22 protein-coding genes are annotated in these 22,530 nt (G+C 64.5%); 11 read left to right on the top strand and 11 right to left on the bottom strand.

What is annotated here, in order from left to right:
- Nucleotides 1-78: 78 nt before the first annotated feature.
- Nucleotides 79-978, top strand: a complete 900-nt coding sequence (locus tag NKJ58_RS11740; protein ID WP_444849008.1) for a carbohydrate ABC transporter permease — start codon at nt 79-81, stop codon at nt 976-978.
- 1 nt (nt 979) lies between these two features.
- Nucleotides 980-1,882 (top strand): carbohydrate ABC transporter permease, encoded by a 903-nt coding sequence (locus NKJ58_RS11735; protein WP_352853150.1) that lies wholly within the window; start codon nt 980-982, stop codon nt 1,880-1,882.
- Nucleotides 1,883-1,913: 31 nt separating this feature from the next.
- Here the strand turns inward: NKJ58_RS11735 and NKJ58_RS11730 are convergent, their stop codons facing one another.
- Complete coding sequence (locus NKJ58_RS11730) at nt 1,914-2,618, bottom strand: SDR family oxidoreductase (RefSeq protein WP_023819075.1); 705 nt, start codon at nt 2,616-2,618, stop codon at nt 1,914-1,916.
- A gap of 117 nt (nt 2,619-2,735) precedes the next feature.
- Between NKJ58_RS11730 and gcvA the strand changes: the two genes are divergently transcribed.
- Nucleotides 2,736-3,635, top strand: coding sequence for a transcriptional regulator GcvA (gcvA, locus tag NKJ58_RS11725; RefSeq protein ID WP_023705119.1), 900 nt, complete (start codon nt 2,736-2,738; stop codon nt 3,633-3,635).
- 56 nt (nt 3,636-3,691) lie between these two features.
- On the opposite strand, the gene NKJ58_RS11720 is transcribed toward gcvA, so the two are convergent.
- Nucleotides 3,692-4,795, bottom strand: coding sequence for a flavin-containing monooxygenase (locus tag NKJ58_RS11720; protein ID WP_352853149.1), 1,104 nt, complete (start codon nt 4,793-4,795; stop codon nt 3,692-3,694).
- Between the two features lie 456 nt (nt 4,796-5,251).
- Nucleotides 5,252-5,668 carry a winged helix-turn-helix transcriptional regulator gene (locus tag NKJ58_RS11715; RefSeq protein WP_023712523.1) on the bottom strand — a complete coding sequence of 139 codons (417 nt, stop codon included), beginning with the start codon at nt 5,666-5,668 and terminating at the stop codon, nt 5,252-5,254.
- 136 nt (nt 5,669-5,804) lie between these two features.
- Between NKJ58_RS11715 and NKJ58_RS11710 the strand changes: the two genes are divergently transcribed.
- Nucleotides 5,805-6,392, top strand: a complete 588-nt coding sequence (locus NKJ58_RS11710; RefSeq protein ID WP_023814849.1) for a dihydrofolate reductase family protein — start codon at nt 5,805-5,807, stop codon at nt 6,390-6,392.
- Nucleotides 6,393-6,487: 95 nt separating this feature from the next.
- Here NKJ58_RS11710 and NKJ58_RS11705 read toward each other — a convergent pair whose 3' ends face one another.
- Entirely contained in the window at nt 6,488-6,916 is a 429-nt protein-coding gene (locus tag NKJ58_RS11705) for a VOC family protein (RefSeq protein WP_156931523.1), read from the bottom strand.
- A gap of 244 nt (nt 6,917-7,160) precedes the next feature.
- Between NKJ58_RS11705 and NKJ58_RS11700 the strand changes: the two genes are divergently transcribed.
- A complete protein-coding gene (locus NKJ58_RS11700; protein ID WP_023740063.1) occupies nt 7,161-8,369 on the top strand; it encodes an MFS transporter in 1,209 nt (402 codons plus the stop codon).
- Between the two features lie 30 nt (nt 8,370-8,399).
- Here NKJ58_RS11700 and NKJ58_RS11695 read toward each other — a convergent pair whose 3' ends face one another.
- Nucleotides 8,400-10,694, bottom strand: coding sequence for a cation:proton antiporter domain-containing protein (locus tag NKJ58_RS11695; RefSeq protein ID WP_352853147.1), 2,295 nt, complete (start codon nt 10,692-10,694; stop codon nt 8,400-8,402).
- Between the two features lie 238 nt (nt 10,695-10,932).
- On the opposite strand from NKJ58_RS11695, the gene NKJ58_RS11690 reads away from it, so the two are divergent.
- Nucleotides 10,933-11,664, top strand: a complete 732-nt coding sequence (locus NKJ58_RS11690; protein ID WP_352519870.1) for a DUF2270 domain-containing protein — start codon at nt 10,933-10,935, stop codon at nt 11,662-11,664.
- A 37-nt stretch (nt 11,665-11,701) separates the two neighbouring features.
- Here the strand turns inward: NKJ58_RS11690 and NKJ58_RS11685 are convergent, their stop codons facing one another.
- Nucleotides 11,702-12,046 carry a hypothetical protein gene (locus NKJ58_RS11685; RefSeq protein ID WP_023699394.1) on the bottom strand — a complete coding sequence of 115 codons (345 nt, stop codon included), beginning with the start codon at nt 12,044-12,046 and terminating at the stop codon, nt 11,702-11,704.
- A 284-nt stretch (nt 12,047-12,330) separates the two neighbouring features.
- Here NKJ58_RS11685 and NKJ58_RS11675 point away from each other — a divergent pair, with 284 nt between their 5' ends.
- Nucleotides 12,331-12,636: a hypothetical protein gene (locus NKJ58_RS11675; protein WP_023689804.1), complete on the top strand. Its 306-nt coding sequence runs from the start codon at nt 12,331-12,333 to the stop codon at nt 12,634-12,636.
- A gap of 49 nt (nt 12,637-12,685) precedes the next feature.
- Here the strand turns inward: NKJ58_RS11675 and NKJ58_RS11670 are convergent, their stop codons facing one another.
- Entirely contained in the window at nt 12,686-13,333 is a 648-nt protein-coding gene (locus tag NKJ58_RS11670; protein ID WP_023814852.1) for a Vgb family protein, read from the bottom strand.
- Nucleotides 13,334-13,362: 29 nt separating this feature from the next.
- Nucleotides 13,363-14,583: a hypothetical protein gene (locus tag NKJ58_RS11665; RefSeq protein WP_023685490.1), complete on the bottom strand. Its 1,221-nt coding sequence runs from the start codon at nt 14,581-14,583 to the stop codon at nt 13,363-13,365.
- Between the two features lie 389 nt (nt 14,584-14,972).
- Here NKJ58_RS11665 and NKJ58_RS11660 point away from each other — a divergent pair, with 389 nt between their 5' ends.
- From NKJ58_RS11660 to NKJ58_RS11650, 3 genes are all read left to right on the top strand, one after another.
- The gene (locus NKJ58_RS11660; RefSeq protein WP_023685489.1) at nt 14,973-15,725 is read left to right on the top strand and encodes a DUF899 domain-containing protein; all 753 of its coding nucleotides are present in this window, start codon (nt 14,973-14,975) and stop codon (nt 15,723-15,725) included.
- Nucleotides 15,726-15,811: 86 nt separating this feature from the next.
- Complete coding sequence (locus NKJ58_RS11655; protein ID WP_023685488.1) at nt 15,812-16,084, top strand: hypothetical protein; 273 nt, start codon at nt 15,812-15,814, stop codon at nt 16,082-16,084.
- Between the two features lie 48 nt (nt 16,085-16,132).
- Nucleotides 16,133-17,137 carry a zinc-dependent alcohol dehydrogenase family protein gene (locus NKJ58_RS11650; RefSeq protein ID WP_023693809.1) on the top strand — a complete coding sequence of 335 codons (1,005 nt, stop codon included), beginning with the start codon at nt 16,133-16,135 and terminating at the stop codon, nt 17,135-17,137.
- Nucleotides 17,138-17,155: 18 nt separating this feature from the next.
- Here NKJ58_RS11650 and NKJ58_RS11645 read toward each other — a convergent pair whose 3' ends face one another.
- The 3 genes from NKJ58_RS11645 to NKJ58_RS11635 form a co-directional block, all read right to left on the bottom strand.
- The gene (locus NKJ58_RS11645; RefSeq protein WP_352519867.1) at nt 17,156-19,018 is read right to left on the bottom strand and encodes an ATP-binding cassette domain-containing protein; all 1,863 of its coding nucleotides are present in this window, start codon (nt 19,016-19,018) and stop codon (nt 17,156-17,158) included.
- A gap of 71 nt (nt 19,019-19,089) precedes the next feature.
- Nucleotides 19,090-20,235, bottom strand: a complete 1,146-nt coding sequence (locus NKJ58_RS11640) for a sugar ABC transporter substrate-binding protein (protein ID WP_032923983.1) — start codon at nt 20,233-20,235, stop codon at nt 19,090-19,092.
- 158 nt (nt 20,236-20,393) lie between these two features.
- Entirely contained in the window at nt 20,394-21,050 is a 657-nt protein-coding gene (locus NKJ58_RS11635; RefSeq protein ID WP_352519866.1) for an SGNH/GDSL hydrolase family protein, read from the bottom strand.
- A gap of 166 nt (nt 21,051-21,216) precedes the next feature.
- On the opposite strand from NKJ58_RS11635, the gene NKJ58_RS11630 reads away from it, so the two are divergent.
- A complete protein-coding gene (locus tag NKJ58_RS11630; RefSeq protein ID WP_352510873.1) occupies nt 21,217-22,452 on the top strand; it encodes an ROK family protein in 1,236 nt (411 codons plus the stop codon).
- Nucleotides 22,453-22,530: the final 78 nt, after the last annotated feature.

Here is a 22,530-nt window from a genome sequence, read left to right as displayed (position 1 = left end):
CGCCGGACCGACCAAGGAGACCTCCTGAGGAAGCTGTCCATGGCCGTGCCGTCCGTTGCCGCCCAGCCGCGTCCGTCGATGCTTTCGCGGATCTCCGAAAGCCGCAACGCGCTGGGCTTCGGCTTCATGCTGCCGGCGGCGGCGCTGCTGCTGGTCTTCCTGACCTATCCGCTCGGGCTGGGCGTCTGGCTCGGCTTCACCGATGCCCGTATCGGCCGCCCCGGCATCTTCATTGGCACCGAGAACTATCAGTATCTGTGGAGTGACGCCGTCTTCTGGCTGTCCGTCTTCAACACCTTGCTCTACACGGTCAGCGCCTCGATCCTGAAGTTCGTGCTCGGCCTGTGGCTGGCGCTCATTCTCAATGAAAACCTGCCGTTCAAATCGTTCTTCCGCGCGATAGTCCTGCTGCCTTGGGTGGTGCCCACCGTACTGTCAGCCATCGCCTTCTGGTGGATCTACGATTCGCAGTTCTCCATCCTGTCCTGGGCGCTGCAGCAAATGGGCCTGATCGACCACCGCATCAATTTCCTCGGCGATCCGGAGAATGCGCGCGCTTCGGTTATCGCCGCCAACGTCTGGCGCGGCATTCCTTTCGTCGCCATCACGCTGCTCGCCGGCCTGCAGACCATTCCGCAGTCGCTCTACGAGGCGGCCACGCTCGACGGCGCCAGTCGCTGGCAGTTGTTTCGTTATGTGACTCTGCCGCTGCTGACGCCGATCATCGCCATCACCATGACCTTCTCGGTGCTGTTCACTTTCACCGATTTCCAGCTGATCTACGTGCTGACCCGGGGCGGACCGGTGAATGCCACGCATCTGATGGCGACATTGTCTTTCCAGCGCGGCATTTCCGGCGGCCAGCTTGGCGAGGGCGCGGCCATCGCGGTGGCCATGATCCCGTTCCTGCTGGCGGCGATCCTGTTCAGCTATTTCGGCCTGCAACGCCGCAAATGGCAACAAGGCGGCGGAGACTGACATGGTCAAGACGGCCGCGACAAGGAAGGCGAAACGTGGGGATATCGACGAAGGCGGCATGGGCTACCTGCAGAGCCTGCCGCGCCGCGTGGTGACGGTCTATCTGCCGCTGCTGGTGTTCGTCTTCGTGCTGTTGTTTCCGTTTTACTGGATGACGATCACGGCGGTTAAGCCCAATCTCGAGATGACCGACTATGCGCAGTTCAATCCGTTCTGGGTGGTGCATCCGACATTGGAGCACATCCGCTATCTCCTGTTCGAGACCTCCTATCCGGGCTGGCTGCTCAACACGATCATCGTCTCGACCGCCGCCACGTTCCTGTCGCTGCTGGCGTCGGTGTTCGCCGCCTATGCGATCGAGCGGTTGCGCTTCTCCGGGGCGCGGCAGGTCGGCCTCGGCATCTTCCTCGCCTATCTGGTGCCGCCCTCGATCCTGTTCATTCCGCTGTCGGTGATGGTGTTCAACCTCGGGCTCTACGACACGCCCTTCGCGCTCATCCTTACCTATCCGACCTTCCTGGTGCCGTTCTGCACGTGGCTGTTGATAGGTTACTTCCGCTCCATCCCGTTCGAACTGGAAGAATGCGCGCTGATAGACGGAGCGAGCCGGTGGCAGATCCTCACCAAGATCGTGCTGCCGCTGTCGGTGCCCGGCCTGATCTCCGCCGGCATATTCGCCTTCACCCTGTCATGGAACGAGTTCATCTATGCGCTGACATTCATCCAGTCCTCGGAAAACAAGACCGTGCCGGTGGGTGTGCTGACCGAGTTGGTGCGCTCCGACGTCTACGAATGGGGGGCGCTGATGGCGGGAGCGCTGATCGGCTCGCTGCCGGTGGTGGTGCTCTATTCGTTCTTCGTCGAGCACTATGTCTCGTCGATGACCGGCGCGGTGAAGGAGTGACGCGCCGGCTCACGCGAGGCGACCGGCGCGGTCAGATCGCGCCGATGATGCCGCCGTCGACGCGGATGTTCTGGCCGGTAATGTAGCCCGCACCTTCGGAAGCGAGGAAGGCGATGGTCGCGGCAATTTCCTCCGAGGTGCCGTAGCGCTGCATCGGCACGCTGTCGCGGCGCTCCTCGGTGGCCGGCAGGCTGTCGATCCAGCCGGGCAGCACATTGTTCATGCGCACATTGTCGGCGGCGTAGGTGTTGGCGAAGATCTTGGTGTAGGCGGCAAGACCGGCGCGGAACACGGCGGATGTCGGGAACATCGGGCTCGGCTCGACCACCCAGGCGGTCGAGATGTTGATGATGGCGCCGGCCTTCTGCTTGACCATCTGCGGCGCCACGATGCGCACCGGCCGGATGACGTTCATCAGATAGACGTCGAGACCGGTGTGCCACTGCTCGTCGGTGATTTCGAGGATCGGCGCGCGTGGCCCGTGGCCGCCGCTGTTGACCAGCACGTCGATGCGGCCGAAGCGCTCGAGCGTCAGATCGGCGAGCCGCTGCAGATCGTCATTCGACTGGTTGGAGCCGGTGACGCCGAGGCCGCCAAGCTCCTTGGCCAGAGCCTCGCCCTTACCGGAGGACGACAGGATCGCGACCTTGAACCCGTCCGCCGCCAGCCGCTTGGCCGCCGCCGCGCCCATACCGCTGCCACCGGCGACGACCACTGCCACTTTTTCTACACTCATTTTTCTCTCCTTGGGGTTTTGCGGCGTGTGTCTCGCGACTTCAAAGGATGATATAGCCGGTCTTGCCATCTGGTTCGAACCAGAAAGCCTGAAATCAAGCTGTAGAAAAACTCCTGCATGCCCGAAGCCTTCCTGAGCCTGCCGCCGTTGAATGCGCTGCGTGCCTTCGAAGCCGCCGCGCGTCATCTCAACTTCCGCATCGCCGCGCAGGAGCTGAACGTGACGCAAGGGGCGGTGGCGCAGCATATACGCGGGTTGGAGGCCGATCTCGGCGCAAAGCTGTTCGACCGGCTGCCGCGCGGCCTGGCGCTGACCGACGAAGGCCGCGCCTATGCGCCGAACATCCGCCGCGCCTTCGACCTGATCTCCGAGGCAACGCTGCTGTTGCGGCCCGAACCGGCGCGACTGACAATCAGCGTCACGCCGAGCTTTGCCACCAAATGGCTGATCCCCAAACTGCCGGAGTTCGTCGCGCACAACCCGCTGGTCGATTTGCGAATCCTGGCCAGCGAAAGCCTGTCGAGTTTTCAGGCCGATGGCGTCGACATTGCGGTCAGGCAAGGCCGCCTGCCCTTCGGCGCCGGCCTGATGGTGGATCTTTTGTTTCCACAGCAGATCATCGCCATCTGCAGCCCTGCCCTGCTGCCGACCGGCGCGAACGAGATCGCGCCGACCGACATCCAGCACCACGTCCTGCTGCACGACGCGCACAATCTATGGCCGGAATTCATGGAAAAGGCGCTCGGCCTGAGGATGGCCACCGAGGCCAAACGCATGCGCTTCAACCAGACAGGCCTCGCGATCGACGCCGCCATTGCCGGCCAGGGCATCGCGCTGGCCAGCCGGTTTCTCGTATCCGCCGACATTGCCGCCGGCCGGCTGGTGCAGCCGATCAACGCGGAGATGCGTGGGACGCACGATTTCTATGTCGTGATGCCGCGCAAGCAACGGCACCCAGAACCGACGCAAGCCGTGCGGCAATGGCTGCTGGATGAGGGCGATGCGGCGCGGCTGTGATGGATAGCCGATCTCCTGCAAGGCGGGAGATCCGCAGCTTGGCCGACGCCGCCCCTTCAGCCTCGCCGAGCAATGTCGGCCGCCACTGCCTTCGCCTCGCGTCCAATTTCCCTGAGCAGACCGGTGACCGGATTGTAGAAGCCGACGAGGTAGAGGCCGAGTTGCGAGGCGCGGGCGTTGACGCCACTGCGCTCCGGCTGCAATTCCACGGGCAGAAACTTTTCGTAGCCCGGGCGATAGCCGGTGGCGAGGATGACGGCGTCGAAATTTTCCTGACTGCCGTCGCTGAACGCAGCGCTGCGCTCGGTGAAGCCCGCTATGTCGGGCGCGATCTTGATGGCGCCTTTGGTGATGGCGTCGACCGTGCCGACGTCGATGACCGGGATGCGGCCGACTTCGTCGATCTGTTGCAGGATGCCCTGCTTCGGCCTGACGATGCCGTATTTCTCGAGCTTGCCCAGCGCGAAATCGAGGATGATCGGAAACATCCAGTCGTTCAGCGCCTGCGGCATTGGCCGGCTGGCGATGCCGACCATCTGGATCGGCACGCCAAACAGCTGGCGCGGCACGATGTGGACGCCCTTGCGCACCGAAATCGTCGGACGCGCGCCACTTTCCGCCAAGTCGAGCGCGATCTCGGCGCCGGTGTTGCCCATGCCGACGATCAGCACCGAGCGGCCGGCAAAAGGCGCCGCTTGCGTATAGTCGGCGCTGTGCAGCACCTCGCCCTTGAAAGCCTCGATGGCAGGGAGCCGGGGGATGATCGGCTCGGCATTGTTACCGCTGGCGATAACGACATGGCGCGCCTTGAGGTTGTCCGATCCTGTCTCGACCAGAAAACCGCCGTCCCCGAGGCGAATGGCTTTCACCGTCACACCGAAGCGCGGGCGCAGATCGAATTTTTCCGCGTAGTCGTCGAGATAGCGGACCACCATTTCGCGCGGCACGTAGCGCGGATAATTTTTGGGAAAGAGCAGGAACGGCAGCGACGAGAACGACTTGACCGTATGCAGATGCAGCCGCCGATAGTGCCGCCGCCAGGCGGGCGCGATCTCCTGCGATTTTTCGAGCAGGATGAAATCCACTCCTGCCCGCTTCAGGCAGGCACCGACCGCAAGGCCGGCGGGCCCGGCGCCGACAATAACGACAGTGGTGTCCAAGCGATTCTCCTCCCGCTAGCTCCTTAGGCTACGCGTAGAAGCGCAGGCGGGACAAGGCGCGCCTCACCTTCTCCCCTTGTTGGAGAAGGTGGATCGGCGCGCTAGCGCCGAGACGCCTTCGCATCGCGGCGCGCACGCTGCGCATCCTGGCCGGTCTCGGCTCACCCCCGGTGACGAATGTCTATCCCGGCAATCGCCCATGCTGTCGGACGGGCTGCCTGTCGCCGGCCGCACCGCGGTCGAAGAGCTCTACGTGCATGGCGGCATGGGCCCAATCGGCATGCATGCCGCCCCCGCCACCGCGCGCTGGCTGGAAGAGGCCGTGGTTCGGGCGATGGCAATCCGAAGCAGACATGGCTCCGGCCACAGCGATTTGCGGGATGGGAAGGGTGAGGCTGCGCGACGTCGTGTCGATCTAGCCCGCCATCGGCCCGAAGGGAGGGCTGGCCTTGCTCGCTAGCCGATATGCTCGGCGCGCAGCTTCTTCTTTATCTGCTCCATGCCCGCCTCGCCGCCCGCGGCCAGTTCATCGGCGATCCTTGCCAGCTCGTCATCGGCGTTGCGGTACTTGCTGCCCCAGGCGCCGAGCGTCGCCAGCACCGGCAACAGGTCGATGCCCGCCTCCGTCAGCTTGTAGATCGCCTTGAGCTTGTGCGTGGGGTCGTCGCTTCTGGTGACGATGCCCTCATCCTGCAAGGTCTGCAGCCGCTCGGCCAGCGTGCGTGACGAGATGCCTTCGCCTGATAGCAGGAACTCCCGGAAGTGCCTTTTTTCCGCGAAAATCATGTCGCGGATGATCAGCAGCGTCCAGCGGTCACCGAGCAATTCGAGCGATAGGCTGATGGGACAGCCGGATCTTTCCCTGGTCGACATTTAAATGCTTCCATTTTTAAATCACTTTACTATTGACATCATTTTTCGCTCATGTCAATGGTTCCGAAAGTAAAGCAATAACCAACGCCGCCTGACCTGGCGCTGGTGACACCAGAGCTCAATCAGGAGAACGACGATGAGAAAACTGATCCTGCAGATGCAGATATCGGTCGACGGTTTTGTCGGCGCGGCCGGCGATGAGCACTGGCAGCTCTGGGAATGGGGCGCCAACTGCCCGTGGGACGACGACTTGAAGCAGGATTTCAACGCGGTGTTCGCCGGCATCGACACCATTCTGCTCAGCCGCAAGATGGCCGAAGAAGGCTATCTAACCCATTGGGGCAATGCGGCAAAAAACTATCCGCGCGATCCCTTCTACGCCTTTGCGCAGCGCATCGTCGAGGCGCGCAAGGTGGTGCTGAGCGACAAGCTCGCGGCATCGCGGTGGGAGCGCACGACGCTTGCCAGCGGCGACCTGCCGCGCGAGGTCAAGGCGCTGAAAGCTGAAGGTGAAGGCGACATGGCGGTGTTCGGCGGCGCCGGCTTTGCCTCGGCGCTGATTGCAGCGGGACTGGTCGATGAGTTCCAGCTGTTCATCAATCCGGCCGCGCTGGGCGACGGCCAGCGGATTTTCGACCGTGGCGGCTTCCGGAAATTGCGCCTGCTCGGCTCTAAAGCCTATGCCTGCGGAATGGTGGTGAACCGCTACGCGCCGCCAATGTGAAGCAGTTCAGCGATTGAATCCGTGGACCGCTTCAACTCTTTGTTTTTACGAGAACTCCGGACGGATCACCGCAACCCGCTCCTCGTGAACCTGCGCTAGAAATTGATCTCGACCGAAGCGGCACTTCGCTTTGCCGGCCCGTGAAACACCGCCTCGATGTTGTTGCCGTCGGGGTCGAGCAGGAAGGCGGCGTAATAGCCGGGGTGGTAGGGCCGCTCACCCGGCGCGCCATTGTCGGCCCCGCCGGCATCGAGGCCGGCCCTGTAGAAGGCATCGACCATGGCGTTATCCCTGGCCTGGAAGGCCAGATGATGGCGCCCGGTCAGTTGTCCCCTCGCCGCCCGGCTGTCGAGGCTTGAGATGAACAGTTCGTCGGCCCAGAAATAGTCCTCGGCCTCGCCGCCGATCGGAATGCCGAGCACCTTGAAGACGGCTTCATAGAAGCGCCGGCTCGCCTTGAGGTCCCTGACCACCAGCTGGACGTGGTCGATGAGGCGGCCGCGATGCAGTTCCATGAGCGATATCTCCCGTCGCGAGACCACAAAGCTAGCGCCGCGGAGCGGCTCGTCAATTCGGCAGTCTATTTGTCGGCGCGCTTGGCAGCCTTACACCTGCTTTTGTCATATCCGGATGGACTTCCACGCAGACCGGATAAAAAATGCAACCGGATTGTCGGATTCGAAATCGCGCCAACGTCCTTCGGACGCAAGCGGCGCAACGGAGCTGGAGCGAGTGGCGCCGCATCGAAACCGATCTCGGGAGAAGAGCATGAACAGTTCCTACCGTTGGGTGATCGTCGCGTGCGGCGCGCTGATGACCTGTGTGGCGCTCGGCGCGATGTTTTCGCTGGCGATCTTTCTCGAGCCGATGGCGCTCGACACCAACTGGTCGCGAACCGGCATTTCCAGCGCCATGACGCTGAATTTCTTGGTGATGGGCGCAGGCGGTTTCGCCTGGGGCGCCATCTATGACCGTGTCGGCGCCCGCCCGGTGGTTTTTGCCGGCGCGGTGCTGCTCGGCCTGTCGCTGGTGGTGGCGAGCCGAGCCCAATCGCTGCTAGTCTTCCAGCTGAGCTATGGCGTCATCGTCGGGCTGGCGGCCAGCGCCTTCTTCGCGCCGATGATCGCGCTGACCACCGCCTGGTTCGAGACCCATCGCAGCCTGGCCGTGTCGCTGGTCTCGGCCGGCATGGGCGTGGCGCCGATGACCATTTCACCCTTCGCGCGCTGGCTGATCACCGCCTACGACTGGCGTACCGCCATGTTCGATATCGGCATCATGGCCTGGGTGCTGTTGCTGCCGGCCGTCTTCCTGGTGCGCCAGCCGTCGACGGCGGTCGCGGCAGCGGATGGCAGCGCGCCCGCGCCTGCCGCGGCCCCCGGCATGTCAGTCGGCCAGGCGCTGCGCTCGCCGCAATTCCTGGTGCTGGGTATGACCTTCTTCGCCTGCTGCGCAGCGCATTCGGGGCCGATCTTCCACATGGTGAGCTATGCCATGTCGTGCGGCGTGGCGCCGATGGCAGCCGTGTCGATCTACAGCGTCGAGGGCCTTGCCGGGCTTGGCGGGCGCGTGCTCTACGGCGTGCTCGGCGACAGGCTGGGCGCCAAGCCGGTGCTGATCGTGGGCCTCGCCATCCAGGCGGTGGTGATCGCCGCCTATCTCGCCGTCGGCAATCTCGAGCAGTTCTATCTCCTGGCGATCATCTTCGGCGCCACCTATGGCGGCGTCATGCCGCTCTATGCGGTTCTGGCGCGCGACTATTTCGGGCCGCGCATCATCGGCACGATACTTGGCGCCGCGACCCTGTTGTCCAGCCTCGGCATGTCGTTCGGCCCGCTCGCCGGCGGCATGATCTTCGACGCCTATGCCAGCTATTCCTGGCTGTTCATCGGCTCGGCGCTGATCGGACTCGGTGCTGCCGGCATCGCCATCGCGTTCCCGCCGCAGCCCGGCCGAGAGAGGCTGCAGGCGGCATGAGCGAAATTTCCCCTCGAGGGCAAATACTCATCACCCTGTCGCCGTTCCCGAGCGCAGCTCTTCCCTGACCTCGTCGTCGCGGCTGAGCCTGGCGTCCGAGATCAGCACCACCGAGCATTGGCAGCGCTGCAGCACGCCTGTGGTCGTCTCGCCAAAGAAGAGTTCCTCGCCAGGGCGCCGCGCCACGCCCATGACGATCAGCGCCGCCCCCCTGCCGGCCTGGCGGGCAATGGCATCGGCGGCGGCGGCCCGGCTGCGGATGGCCGTCTCGATCTCGACGCCATAGCGGTCGGCTAGTGCGACGGTATCCTTCAGCACCGCCTCCCTGCGGCGATGCGAGACAGTGTCGCGCGGTTCGTCGCGGCCGACGCGCGCGACATAAAGTATCTTGACCCGCGCACCCGTGACCGCTGCAATCGCCAGCGCCATTTCGGCACCCCGGCGGGCGATCGCGGTGCCGTTGACCGGAACCAGAATCTTCCCGCCTTCAGGTCCTAGCCTTGGCATCTGGCGGCCGGCGCCGGGCGCCTTCAGCACCAGGCATAGCGGGCCCTCGAAGGCGCCGGCGATCTCGTTGATGCGGCGGGCAAACCCACCTTTCGACGTGACCGCGCGGCCGAGCCCGATCAGCAGCAGCCCATAGCCTTTGCGCGCCTCCTTGGCAACCGTTTCGGCCGAAAGCTCGGCCTCGTGGCGCCGCGTGACAGGCGCCGCGCGGGCAAGCTCCTCGTCCGAACTCCTGGCGGCCTCGCGGCTGTCCTCGGCACCCTTTTCGATCGGCTCGAGCTTCGCATCCGTGCCGGGCTCGGCCTCCTCCCCCTCGCCTCGGGCATGCAGCACCGTCGTCGGCCTGCCGGCGCCCACGACTCCTGCGAGGTAAGCGGCAAAGCGGCCGACAACGCCCTCATCGGTCACCACCAGCAGTCGTTCCAGATTGGCGATGAAGCCGCGTTGGTCGATCTCCTCGCGCTCCAGACGCTTCTTCTCGTTCTCGCCCATCGGCAAGCGGCCGAGTGCCCAACGCAAGGTCGGCGGCATGGCGAGCGTGGTGATGACGGCCATGGTCACGATCATGGTGAAAAGATTGTGCGACAGAACGCCGATCGACAGGCCAATAGAGGCGACGATGACTTCGGTCGAGCCGCGCGCGTTCATGCCGCAACCGACGGCGATGCCTTCCTTGCGGCTCATGCCGGCAAGCTCGGCGCCGATGAAGGCGCCGGCGAATTTGCCGAAGCTGGCGATCAGCACGAAAGCGGCCGTGAGTAGCGCAAGCTCGTGGTCGACAAGCACGGTGAGATCCGCCGAAAGGCCGGCGACGCCGAAGAAAACCGGCATGAACAGCGCCATGATGACGCCGCGCAATTGCCCTTCGATATGACGCGACAGGATCGGCGATTCCCCAACCAGTATGCCGGCGACGAAGGCGCCGAGCACGGTGTGGACGCCGATCAGATCGGTGATCAGCGCCATTGCGCCCATGATGGCGAGAATGACGGTGACGACGGCGTATTCGCTGCGGAACGTATCGTTGGTCCAGCGGATGGCGTCGAAGACGATGCGGCGGCCAATCGTGAAGGAAAACCCCATGAAGGCGGCGACGCCGACAATGGTGAAGGCAAGGCTGCCGAGCTCGATGCGCCCCTTGGTGGCGATGCCGATGGTGATGGCGATGATCACCCAGCCGATCGTGTCCTCGATGATGGCCGACGAGACGATGATCTGACCGAGATCGCGGCGCATGAAGTTCATCTCGCGCACCACCATGGCGACGATCTTGACCGAGGAGATCGACAGCGCCGTGCCGAGGAAGAGACCGGCGACAATGCGCTCGGTTCCGTCGGCCAGCAGCGAGGCCGGCATGAACTGCGCGGCGGTGAAGCCGAGCGCGAAAGGCACGGCGACGCCCGCGGCGGAGATGGAAAAGCACGCACGGCCGACCCTGCGCACCAGCCGCAGATCCGTCTCCATCCCGGTGAGCAACAGAAGCATCAACACGCCGAGCTGGGCGATGGCGCTGATCATGCTCTTTTGGGTGGCGTCGCCTGAAAAGATCACGCGTTCTGCTTCCGGCAATAGCCAGCCGAGCAGCGATGGCCCGAGCAGGATGCCGCCGATGAGCTGACCCATCACCGCCGGCTGGCCGAGACGCTCCAGCAATTCGCCGATGCCGCGGCCGACGAGAAGCAGAAGGAGGATTTCGAGAACGAAAATGCCCTCGCTGGACATGCTGGTCTTTTCGGCTGCCAACGATGCGGCCGGCATGAATGCGAAAGCTGCCGCGGCAAGCGCGACCGGCCGGCGCCGGTTGACCACGAAGGACATCCACCCCCTCATCGTGCCCGGTATAACGTTTGCGGGCGAGATCGGTTGCACGCCACGCTCCCTTGGCGCGCCGCAGGTTCCTCATTACCTGAATCGCATAACGGGCCTATCTGACTGCGGATACACCGCCGAGACCCGGGCCGGCGACGGAACATTTTCAACCGATTGCGCGTTGCGCGGATGGGGATGACCGGCGTCGTTTCGGCCGGCCATGGCGTTGGGAGGCGCGTGGCAAGGGATGTCTCAGGTCAAGACCGTGAAAACCGACGAAGCGGCTGCAGCGCCGCGGGCCTCTGATGCGTTCGCGCTGAAGCTCACCTCATCGGAATTCGTGGCCACCATGTCGCATTTCCACCGCGCCGAAATCGCCCGCATGGCCGGCTGGCGCGACCGGCTGGACCGTACCAGCAACTGGGCGATTACTGTCGTCGCCGCCATGCTCTCAGTCTCACTCTCGACGCCCAGCGCCCATCACGGGGTGCTGCTCTTTGCCATGCTGCTGACCACGCTGCTGCTATGGATCGAGGCGCGGCGCTATCGTTTCTTCGACGTCTACCGGGCCAGGGTGCGCCAGTTCGAGCGCTATTATTTCGCGCAGATCTTCTCGCCGCAGCCCGACTACGCCTCCAACTGGCTGGCCATCGTCGGCGAAGGCCTGCGTTCGCCGCGCTTCCTGATCTCGCAACGCGCGGCGTTGGTGCGCCGGCTGCGCCGCAACTACATTTTCATGTACACGATCCTGATGCTGGCGTGGGTGCTGAAGATCACGACGCCCAGTCTGCAGCGCGAAGGGTCGCCGATAGGCTTGGGCGCGTCATTTCTCGACGCCGCGCGCGTGGCGCAGTTCGGCCCGGTTCCAGGCATCTATGTCGTGTGCATGGTCGGGCTGTTCTATGTCGGCCTACTCGCAGCCGCTTTCCTCATCTCAAGCGACGAGGGCGAGCTTTCGCATGGCACCGTGCATGTCTGAGAGCGGCCTCGAAAAGCGCAATCTGCCGCGGTGATCTTCAGCAGACATTGTCGACCATCAGAGCGGTCGCTTCCGACCGGCTTGCGGCTTCCTCAACCGGAAGCCGTGCGCGATGGCGCTTGTAGGCGGTGAGCGCGATGACCAGCACGCAGCATACGGCGTTCAGCCAGTTGATCGCCGCCAGAGCGGGATCGTTCAGATTGATGTGGGCGTAGAGTCCCGTCGTGGCGTTGGCGCCTGTCCACAACAGCCAGGTCGCGTAGGAAATCACCGACGCCCCGTGCCTGTCCCGGGCCACCCGCACGATCTGCGGCAGGTAGGACACCACGCGCAAGCCATTGAAAACAGTGAAGAGATAAAAAGACAGATCTGCAAGTGTCATCCGAAACCCCTGTCATGGCCGGACGTCCCATAGCGTTCCTTGCAGTGGCGGCATGTGAGCCCGTTCACATGCCGGCTTCGATTTTCCTGTTGCGGCCCGGCACCCGGATTCTTTCGCCATGTGGGCGTTCGCCGTGAGCCAGCCCGACGAGGTCGACATGAACCAGATCCTGTTTCGGCCGACGGCGCGGGAGTACTAAACAGATCTCGTGCTTGGGCAAAGTTCGGGTTGACCGCTGCCAAGAGCGCGGCGACTATCCCTGCAACGTGCAGGAGGACATGAGAATGGACGAACCCGATCGCTGGCGGCACATGGCGAGCGCGCCCAAGGACGGCAGCCGCATCCTGGTCACGGTCAGGCCATCGGAACAGGGGCCGGCCGAGGTCGATCTCGCTTACTGGTCGCGCGCCGACCAGTTCGGCACGGAGGGCTGGCGCTCTTCCGATTCGTCGCCAGGACGGGTGATCGAATACCCCGAACCGGAGTTGAAATGCTGGATGCCGCTGCCGACGGCCAATCTGAGCCGGGCTTCAATGCCAAGTCCGTGGCAAGGCGAAGACGTCCCGCTGCTCGACGGCTCCGGGATATGATCTCGGCGGGACGTTTCGCACCATAAGGCGAACGCCGCCGGCCGCGGCCTTATACGCTGCCGGCCGATCTGGGCCGGCGCACCGATCGCACCATGCCGCCGGGGCCGCTGCCGCAAAAGAAGCGGTCGCCGCCGTCGGATTCGAGCCCGGAAACGCCCACCCCTGCCGGCATGTCGAGCCGTTCCAGCACCTTTCCGCTTTGCGGATCGACGCGCCGGACATCGCTCTGGTCGCCTTCCCAGGTGCCGTGCCAGAGCTCGCCATCGACCCAGGTCACTCCGGTGACGAAGCGGTTTGAGTCGATGGTCCGCAGGATTTTCCCGGTCTCGGGATCGATCTGGTGGATCTTGCGCTCCCGGTTTTGCCCCACCCAGAGCGTGCCCTCGGCCCAGGTCATGCCGGAATCGCGGCCGCCGCCGGGCGCCGGGATGATGGAGAGCACCTTGCCGGTATCCGGGTCGATCTTCTGGATGCGGTCCCCGGCGAGCTGAAACAGATGTCGGCCGTCATAGGCGGTGCCGGCATGGGCGGCGACATCGATCGAGCGCAGCGTCTCACCGCTTGCCGGATCGAAGGCGGTCAGCCGCTCGCCCGTCGCAAACCAGACATTCTGTCCGTCGAAGCTCACGCCGTGCACGGTGTCGACATCAGGAAAGGGCCCGTATTCGCGCAGGATTTCCGCTGCTGAATGTTTCATGTCCTGGTCCTCGATCATGGTCACCTTTCCTAGCCGTTCGGCAGCGGCGACGGGAGTAACAAGGTGGTCGTGAAACCAGCGACCGGTGGCGTCATCCAGCGCCGCGCCCGGCCGTGGCCGAAGGACTGCACTTTGCCGGTCTCGGCCAACTGCTCGAGCGCCCGCTGTACGCTGCGCTGTCCGGCGCCCAGCGCCAGCGCCAACGCCGAGCTGGCCCAGGATTCACCATCAGCCAGGAAGGCCAGCACCGCGGCGTGCCGCTCCTCGATCGGCCGCGCCAGCACCGCCACGGAGCCTGCTTCGCGCGGCTTTAGCGCAAAGCCCTGGCTGGTCGCGCCTATGCCCGCCAGCGGCCGCAATTCGGCGCGCAGCCGGCCGATCTCGACCCGCAGCCTGGCGCGATGCGATTCATCGGCATGCCGGCCGCCAAAGGCGCGGGCAATCAGCGTCGCCCTCGGCACATCGGCCGGCCAGGCTTCGGCAAGCGCGCGCGCCAGCGCAAACAGCACCGGCCTCGTTGCCAGCGAGATCGTTGTTTCCTGCTTGTGCACGATATAGCGGAACGTATCGACGACCAGCGCGCGCGACGCCTGCAGCGCTTCGACCTCTTCGAGCAACAGCGGATGCTCCTCGCCGCCTGCGATCAGCCGCGCCGCCGGCGTCTCCAGCGCCAGGAAGGCGCTGTCGACCTCCGCCATAAGACCCGGAATGCCGGCCCGGCGGGCGGCATGGCGCGCCCACTCAAGGGCTGCGCGCGCGGCCTTCGTCTTCAGGCGCCGCATGGCGATGCCGGCAACCGCGAGTTCATGCGCGGCGCGTGAGGCCGGCGGAAGCGGCGACGGATCGAGCCCAGCCAGCACGTCTTCAGCCTCGTCGAGGCGGCCGATCAGCAGCAGGCGGCGCACTTTGAGATGCCCGGCATGCGCCGCGTTCAGCCGGTCGCCATGCTTTTCCAATGTCGACCGCGCCGCGTCGAGCGCCTTGGACGGCCAGCCGAGATCACGCGAAACAAGTGCGATCTCGGCTTCGGCGACAACGCACCTGGCGCGCGCCACCGCCTCCTTTGGACCGAAGGCACGGCCGGCCCTACGCAACAGTACTTTGGCGCGATCGAAATCGCCGAGCTGCGCCATGGCAATGCCGCGCAACGCCAGCGCCGGGGCATCCTCGCGCAAGGCGACGCGGTCGAGTGCCGCCAGCGGATTGCCCGCCGCCAGCGCCAGCCCTGCCGCGGTGATCAGCGAGTCCATGCAAATCCCGTCACATTTGTAACTCCCACCGCTCCCCTTATCGGCCCTAACTTAAGTCACCACCGCCAAGCAGCAAGCCGGGGACGGCGACCTAGCCATCTGGACTGGTTGAAGACGCCCAGGCCTGCGTTGACGGCAATATTCGCATTCGCTAGCCTGAGCATCTCAGACAGTCGTGTTAAGCTTCTCAATAAGGAAAAACCGACCATGCCTGCTTCCGAGGACTTCGAGCCCACCGTGCGGCCTCGCCACCCCTGCTGCGGTGGCCCGCCTGCAAATGCCGTCACATTTGTAACTCCGCCCTCGCCGCCTCGCGGCCCTAGCCTGCCTCACGATCAACAGGCAACGACAAGCCACAACGGCTCAACAACTGGCAAAGGAAACAAGCAATGACCAAGCACGTGGCAATGAAGACCCCACCGGTCGTTTCAAGGCAGGAATGGGAAGCCGAGCGCGAAAAGATGCTGGTGAAGGAAAAGGCAACGATGCGCGCCAGGGACGCGCTGTCGGCCGAGCGCCGGCGCATGCCATGGATGGAAGTAGACAAGCCCTATGTGTTTGAAGGTCCCAACGGCAAAGCGAGCCTGCTCGATTTGTTCGAGGGCCGGCGCCAGTTGATCGTCTACCGCGCCTTCTACGAACCCGGCGTCCACGGCTGGCCCGAACATGCCTGCCGCGGCTGTTCGCTCGGCGCCGACCAGGTCGGCCATCTCGCCCATCTCAACGCCCGCAACACCACGCTTGCCTATGCCTCCCGCGCGCCGCAGGCCGACATTGCCAGCTTGAAGCAGCGGATGGGTTGGGAGATGCCCTGGTACACAATCACCGACAGTTTCGACAAGGATTTCGGCGTCGACGAATGGCACGGCCACAACGTGTTCATCCAGGACGGCAAGAAAGTCTATCGCACCTACTTCATCAACAACCGCGGCGACGAGCAGATGGGCACGGTCTGGAGCTACCTCGACGCAACGCCGCTCGGCCGCCAGGAAATCTGGGAGGATTCGCCCGAAGGCTATCCGCAGACCGAGCTCTACAGCTGGTGGAACTGGCACGACAATTACGACGCCGCACCCGACAAGACGTGGGAGGAAGTGTCGGCGGCCGGCGAAGCCGCGTTCCGCAACAAGGACGGCAAGTAAGGACCTGGAGCGGCGCCCATCCAGCTTGGTTTCCTGTGCCTCACGGGACAGGAAACCCGGGCATTGATCATCAAGGGATTACGACCATGAGCGATATCGGCACAGGCACCGGCAGTGAGGTCCCTCAACGCTCCGATGCAGTTTCTCTCCGCACCGCCGACTGGCTGTGCCTCGCCGCGGCCCCTGTTTTCGCCGTGATGGCGCTGCTTACCTGCATTCACGCTGGCGACGGCGTCATGTCGTGCCTGGGGGCCGATGCCTCCCCGCTCACCGGCATGCCGCTGATGTATCTCTTGATGAGCGCCGTCCATCTGGCGCCTTGGCTGCGCGTGATTTCCGGCCGGCCGGTCCGGCGATAGGCTGGACCGCCGCCGCCATGCTAACGCTCTTTACGTCGGAGAGAGACTATGAAGCTGGTCAGGCTGAGAGCGCCGGGCGGGTTGGACAAGCTAGACCTGGTCGAGGAGGATCAGCCCCGGCCTGGGCCGGGAGAAATGCTGGTCAGGATTCGCGCCTGCGCGCTGAACATGCGCGACGATTTCGCCGTACAGGGCAAGGTGCCGCTCGCCGACGGCCGCGTGCCGCTGTCGGATGGCGCCGGCGAGGTGATCGCGATCGGTGACGGCGTCGACACGTTCAAGCCGGGCGACAGCGTCGTCAGTGTTTTCTACCCCTGGTGGCTGGCCAGCGACATGAGATCCGATACAAGCCGCGACATTCCCGGAGACAGTTTCGACGGCTTCGCCAGCGAGTATGTGTGCATGCCGGCGCAGGCCTTCACCACGGCGCCGGCGGGCTATACGCATCTCGAGGCGGCAACGCTGACCTGCACGGGCGTCACCGCCTGGCGCGGCCTGGTGACATGCGGCAAGGTAAAGCCCGGCGACACGGTGCTGATCCTTGGCACCGGCAGCGTGTCATTGTTTGCGCTGCAATTTGCCAAGGCCGCCGGCGCAAGGGTCATCGCCACGTCGTCCGATGAAGAGAAGCTGGAGAAGCTCAGACGACTCGGGGCCGACAGCGTCATCAACTACAAGGCGGTGCCGGAGTGGGGCGGCAGGGCCAGGGAACTGACGGACGGACGCGGCGTCGATCATGTGATCGAGGTCGGCGGACCGGCGACGCTGGCGCAGTCGATAGCGGCCTGCCGGACAGGCGGGCATATCGCACTCATCGGCGTCCTGACCGGCTTTGCAGCAGAAGTTTCAATCCCGGCGCTGTTTTCAAACCAGATCCGCATCAGCGGAATTTCCATCGGCAGCAAAGCCGACCAGCAGGACATGATCCGTGCGATAGAGGTCAACCGCCTGAAGCCTGTCATCGACAGCAGCTTTCCACTGCAGGATATCGCCGCCGCCTTCAGGCACTACGAAGCGCAAAGGCATTTCGGCAAGGTCTGCCTCGAGCTTTAGATCCTGCGATCGGCATTCCTACCCAGCGGCCGGCGCCAGCGTCCCGCTTGCCATCAGGCCCCAGAGCTGATCGGCGGTCAGCTGTTTGGCCGAGCCGTCGTAAGCCACCCTGCCGAGGCTGAGCACGACGATCCTGTCGGCCAGCGCCCTGACCGTCGACAGGTCGTGCGTGACCAGGATGACGCCGGTGCCGCTGGCGGCGATCGAACGGATCAGCTTGACGACCTGCGCGGTCTGCTTGACGCCGAGCGCGGCGGTGGGCTCGTCGAGGCAGATAAGCTTGACGTGATCGGCAAGCGCGCGGGCAATGGCGATGGACTGCCGCTGGCCGCCCGACAGCGAGCGCACCAGAACGTTTTCGTCGCGAAGCGTGACGCCCAGCGCGGCAAGCCGGGCACGACACTGCTCGGCGGCCTTTCGGTCGTCGCGAACCGGGAAGACACCGAGCCAACGCCGCGTTTCCTCACGCCCGAGGATCATATTGTGGGCGACGCTGAGGTTCGGGCAGAGCGCCAAATCCTGATAGACGGTCTCCAGGCCGGCGCCGCGTGCATCCTGCGGGCTCCTGAAGGAAATCGGCTGGCCCTCGAGGGTCATCGCGCCGGCATCGGGCCGGATGGCGCCCGAAATAATCTTCACCAGCGTCGACTTGCCGGCGCCATTGTCGCCGAGCAGACAGACGATCTCGCCTTTGCCGACCGTGAAGCTCGCCTCTTCCACGGCCGTCAGCGCGCCGTAGGATTTGCGGGCGCCGGCAATCGAGAATGCCGGACCTTGCGGGGCTTCTGCATTGCCCGCCGTCACGGCAGGGCCGGCCGAGGCGACGGCACCATTGTCCGCCACCGTGAAGTTGGTCGCGGCCGCCCGAGCGCGCCGGCCGCGAAAACCGATCGCAGCCTGATCGGCCACCAACGCCAGCAACAGCATGCTTCCCACCGAAATGGATTGCCACCATGATTGCAGGCCGACGAAGATCAGTCCTGCATTGAGGATGCCGATGGTGGCAACGCCGATGGCGATGCCGAGCGGCCGTCCGGAGCCGCCGGAAAACGCAACGCCGCCGAGGATCGCGGCGGTGAGCACGTCGAGCTCGAAGCGAACGCCGATGGTCGGCGTGATGCTGCCGAGACGACCGGCGATCAGAACCGAGACCAGGCCGATCAGCAAGCCATTGGCGGCGTAGAGGCCAACCACCGTGCGCCGCACCGGAATGCCGCAGAGTTCGGCTGCGCGCGGGTCGCCGCCTATGGCGTAGAGCCTCAAGCCGGTGACCGTGCTGGTCAAGACAAAGGCTCCGATCACAAAGACCAGCGCGGCGATGATCACGGTGTACTGGATGCCGAAGATCTTGCCCCGCCCCAATTCGAGCAGAGCCTCGGGAAAACCATAGACCGCGGTGCTGGAGACGACGAAGGCAAGGCCGCCATAGAGCGCCAGCATCGCCAGCGTGACGATCAACGGCGAGATGCTCAGCCTGCGCACCAGCAGACCGTTGAGCAGACCGAGCAAAAGGCCCAGACCCAGGCCGACGCAGATCGCCAGCAGCGCGCTCTGCGTCGCCACTGCAACCTTGGCAGTGATGATGCCGATCAAGGCGACCATGCTGCCGATGGAGAGGTCGACATAGCCGGCGATCAGCAGCGCGGAGGTGCCGAGCACGGCAATCAGGATCGAGGTCGAGTTGACGCCGATGACGACGAAATTGTCGAGGCTGAAGAACGATTTGTTCAACAGCGAGAAGGCGACGATCAAGCCGAGCGCGACCAGCGCCAGCCCGATGCGGCCAGACGCTTCGCCCGGCGCCTTGACGCCCGGCAGCAAGGATGAAAACCGGCCCGTTTGCAGCGGTGTCGTCCCCGTTCGAAGGCTGTCTGTGCTCATGCTTGCCTCTCACTGAAGCGGGCGGTTTCAGGTCAGGCTGAACCGCCCGTATCGCGCGGGAAAAACAGGCGCTACTTTGCCTCGGATGACCAGGGGAAATTCACATACTGGTCGCGCGTATCGTAGCAGATGTTGCCGTACATCCTGAGATAGATATCGCGGCGCTTCGGGTCCTTGTAGACCGCGGCCGGGTCGGCGACGTCGGCCTCGTACTGGGCCATGTAGTCGCTGGTCAGCGCCACCGGCAGGATATCCATCGCCTGCGGGATGCTCTTGCCCTCCAGCCAGTCGGCCGCGTGCTGGCCCATGGCATAAGCGAAGACCGGCGACGCCAGGCTGATGCTTGCCTTGTAGGGACCGCCGCCTTTCTTGATCGCGGCGACCGCTTCCGGCTCGCCGTCGATGCCGCCGAGGAACTGGTCCGGCCGCGCCTTGCCTGCCGCTTCCAGGGCAGCCAGCGCGCCGAGCACGACGGTGTCGGCGCCGAGCACGACATCGACGTCGGGATGGGCCTGGAGAATGGTGCTCATCGTGGCAAAGCCGCCTTCCTTGTTGACGGGATTGGGTGAGATGTCGGCGACGATGGTGACGCCGGGCATTGCCTTGAAGATGTCGCGCATGGCGGCAAAGCGCGGCGCCAGGAATTCCATGCTGTCATGCGACAGGATGACGACATTGGCCTTGCCGCCGAGCTTGTCCTTTATGTAGGCTGCGGCCGCTTCGGCCAGCACCTTGCCGGTCTCGTATTGCGGCGCATTGAGCAGCGACGTGGCTGGCGGCGGCACGATGGTGCCGACATAGGCGCCCGACCAGATAAGCTCCTGCAGGCTGCGGCTCATGGAGGCCGGGTCCACAGGCGCCGCCACCAGACCGCCGATCTTGGAGGCGAGAAACAATTGCACCTGCTCGACCCCCTTGGCGGCGTCATTGTTGGCAAGCGCGCGGCGATATTCCAGCCCGCGATCCTTGGCGGCGGCGGCCAGGCCGCGGTCGACGCCCTGCATGAATTCACGCTCGTTGTCCTGCGCGAAGGCCAGCACCTTGTTCAGGCCGGGCGGTGGGCTGCAGGCCGGCGCCTTCGGATCGAACGGCGCAAATACCGCCGGCTTGGTGAGCCCGGCCGGGCCGTCCTGCGCGCTTGCCAGAATGGTACCGCCCGCGAGCACACCGGCAACGCCGAGCAGCGTCGCCAGCATCATGTTCCTGTCAGATCGCATTTTACTTCCTCCCTGTCGTTGATTGTTGCCGCGCATCGCAAGCCTCGCGGTCGCTACTCTTCCCAGTCTCCCCAGATGCCCACCTTCCCGCTCTCAAGTCAAAAGTTTTTCCAGTGGAATTAATTAATCAGAGATAGTCGGGTGGCTCGCCCACGCGATCACGCCTTGCCGATCAGCGACTGGACGGCTTTGGCCAACTCCGTGCCGAGCACGCGATGCGCGTCGCTGTCGAGGTGAATGCCGTCTACCGCGCTCGACTCGACGACGTCGCCGGCGTTGAAGAACGCGGCGCCGGCGCGCCGGGCGGCATCACGGAACAGGCCGGCAAAGTGCATCGACTTTGCGGCGCCGCCCAGAAACATCTGGCCGAACCAGTCGACCTCCAGCATCGGCGGCGGCGCTACTATCAGGACCGCGGGCGCCACGCCCGCGGGGCCAGCTTCGCTGCGCAGGACAATTCTGGCCAAAATCTCAATGGAATCAGCGACGTCATTCGGCGTTACCGAGAACCTATGCTTGAGATCGTTGGTGCCGAGCATCAGGATGACGAGGTCGAGCGGCATATGCGTTTCCAGGCACACCGGGAGCGATTTGAGCCCGTTCTTGTGGAGACCTTCGATCGGATCGTCGTGCACGGTGGTGCGCCCGCCCTGCCCTTCTTCGATCACATCCCATCCGTTGCCGAGCTGGCGGCGCATGATGCCCGGCCAGCGGCGGTCGGGCGTGAAGCGGTGCCGTCCGACGCGGGCCAGGGTGGGAATGGCGCCATAGGTATTGGAATCGCCAAAGCACATGATGGTCCGGGTCTGCGTCACGGCATTGCTCCTCCAGGCTTGCATACTTTGAACGACAGCAGGCCGGCCGGCGTCAACTACATTTTTCCATCGGGTGGATTTAAGTGTTGCCTTGCCAGGCCCGCATTGCTACGTCAGCGCTTTGATCGGCTCGCCTTGCGGCCAACCTCCTTGCGCAGGGGAAAGCGTGACCGGCACCAGCTTCTTCAGTCTCGAAAAGATCGCCGAGGGCCGCAGCGGCGGAACCACGCAGGCCGAGAGCCGCATCTACAACGAACGCCTGATCGTCTCGCTCATCCGCCGGCACGGGCAGCTGGCCAAGACCGATTTGACGCGGCTGACCGGGCTGGCCGCGCAAACCATCACCACCATCGTCAACCGCGCCGCCGACAACAAGCTGCTGCTGCGCCTGGAGCCTTTGCGCGGACGGCTGGGGCAACCCTCGGTTCCCTATGCGTTGAACCCGAAAGCCGCGTACGCCTTCGGCCTCAAGGTCGACCATCGCAGCGCCGATGTCGCCCTGGTCAATTTCGTCGGCGACGTGATGGCGTTCGAACGCACACTGTTCGACTATCCGACGCCCGTCGAGGTGATGAAATTCGCCAAGGGCGCCATCGCGCGCATGTGCCGCAAGCACAGATCGATAGAGCAAGACCGCATCGCGGGTCTTGGCATCGCCTCGCCATTCCATCAGTGGAACCTGAGCGAAGAGGGCGCGGTGCCGGCGAGCAGGCTGGATGCCTGGAGGGAAATCGACATTCGCGCCGAACTGGACCGGGCGTTCGACTGGCCGGTGTTCCTCTACAACGACGCCACGGTGTCGGCCGCGGCCGAACTGATGTTTGGCGCCGGCGGATCGCGCGCCGACTTTCTCTATGCCTATGTCGGGCACTTCATCGGCGGCGGCCTGGTGCTCGATCATCACTTGTTCCCCGGCCGCAACAAGCTGGCCGGGGCGCTGGGCGACATGCCGGTGCCCGCGCCGGGGCGCAAGGGCGACCGGATGACCCCGCTGCTGCGCGTCGCTTCGCTGCATTCGCTGGCCGGCAAGCTCAACGACCAGGACAATGGGGACGAGGGCGCCGGCCGCATCTGGTCGTCGCCCGACAACTGGGGCGACCTTGGAGAGCCGCTCACCGCGTGGATCGATGAGGTTTCGGACGGGCTTGCCTATGCCGCCCGCAGTGCCGTTGCCTTGCTCGACATCGACAATGTGGTGATCGACGGCGCCATACCGAATGGCGTGCGCAAGGAGATCGCCAAGGCCATGCGCAGAAAGCTGGCACGGATCCTTGTCGATCGCCCCGAGCCGTTCTCCGTCATCGAGGGGACGTTTGGCCATCTCGGCCCCGTTATCGGCGGCGCCAGCATTCCGTTGCTGGTGAAATATTCGAACGACAAGGAATTGCTCTTCAAGGAATAGGCGCGCAGCCGCCGGCACCAGGCATTTCGAACTGTGAGACTTGTCACATACCTGCTCGTGAAGCGCGTGCTACTTGCA

This window comes from Mesorhizobium sp. M0139 (genome assembly GCF_040322455.1).
In the GTDB taxonomy this organism is placed as follows: Bacteria; Pseudomonadota; Alphaproteobacteria; order Rhizobiales; family Rhizobiaceae; genus Mesorhizobium.
The sequence above is the reverse complement of the archived record's forward strand: the minus strand, read 5'-3'. Positions and strand labels throughout refer to the sequence as shown.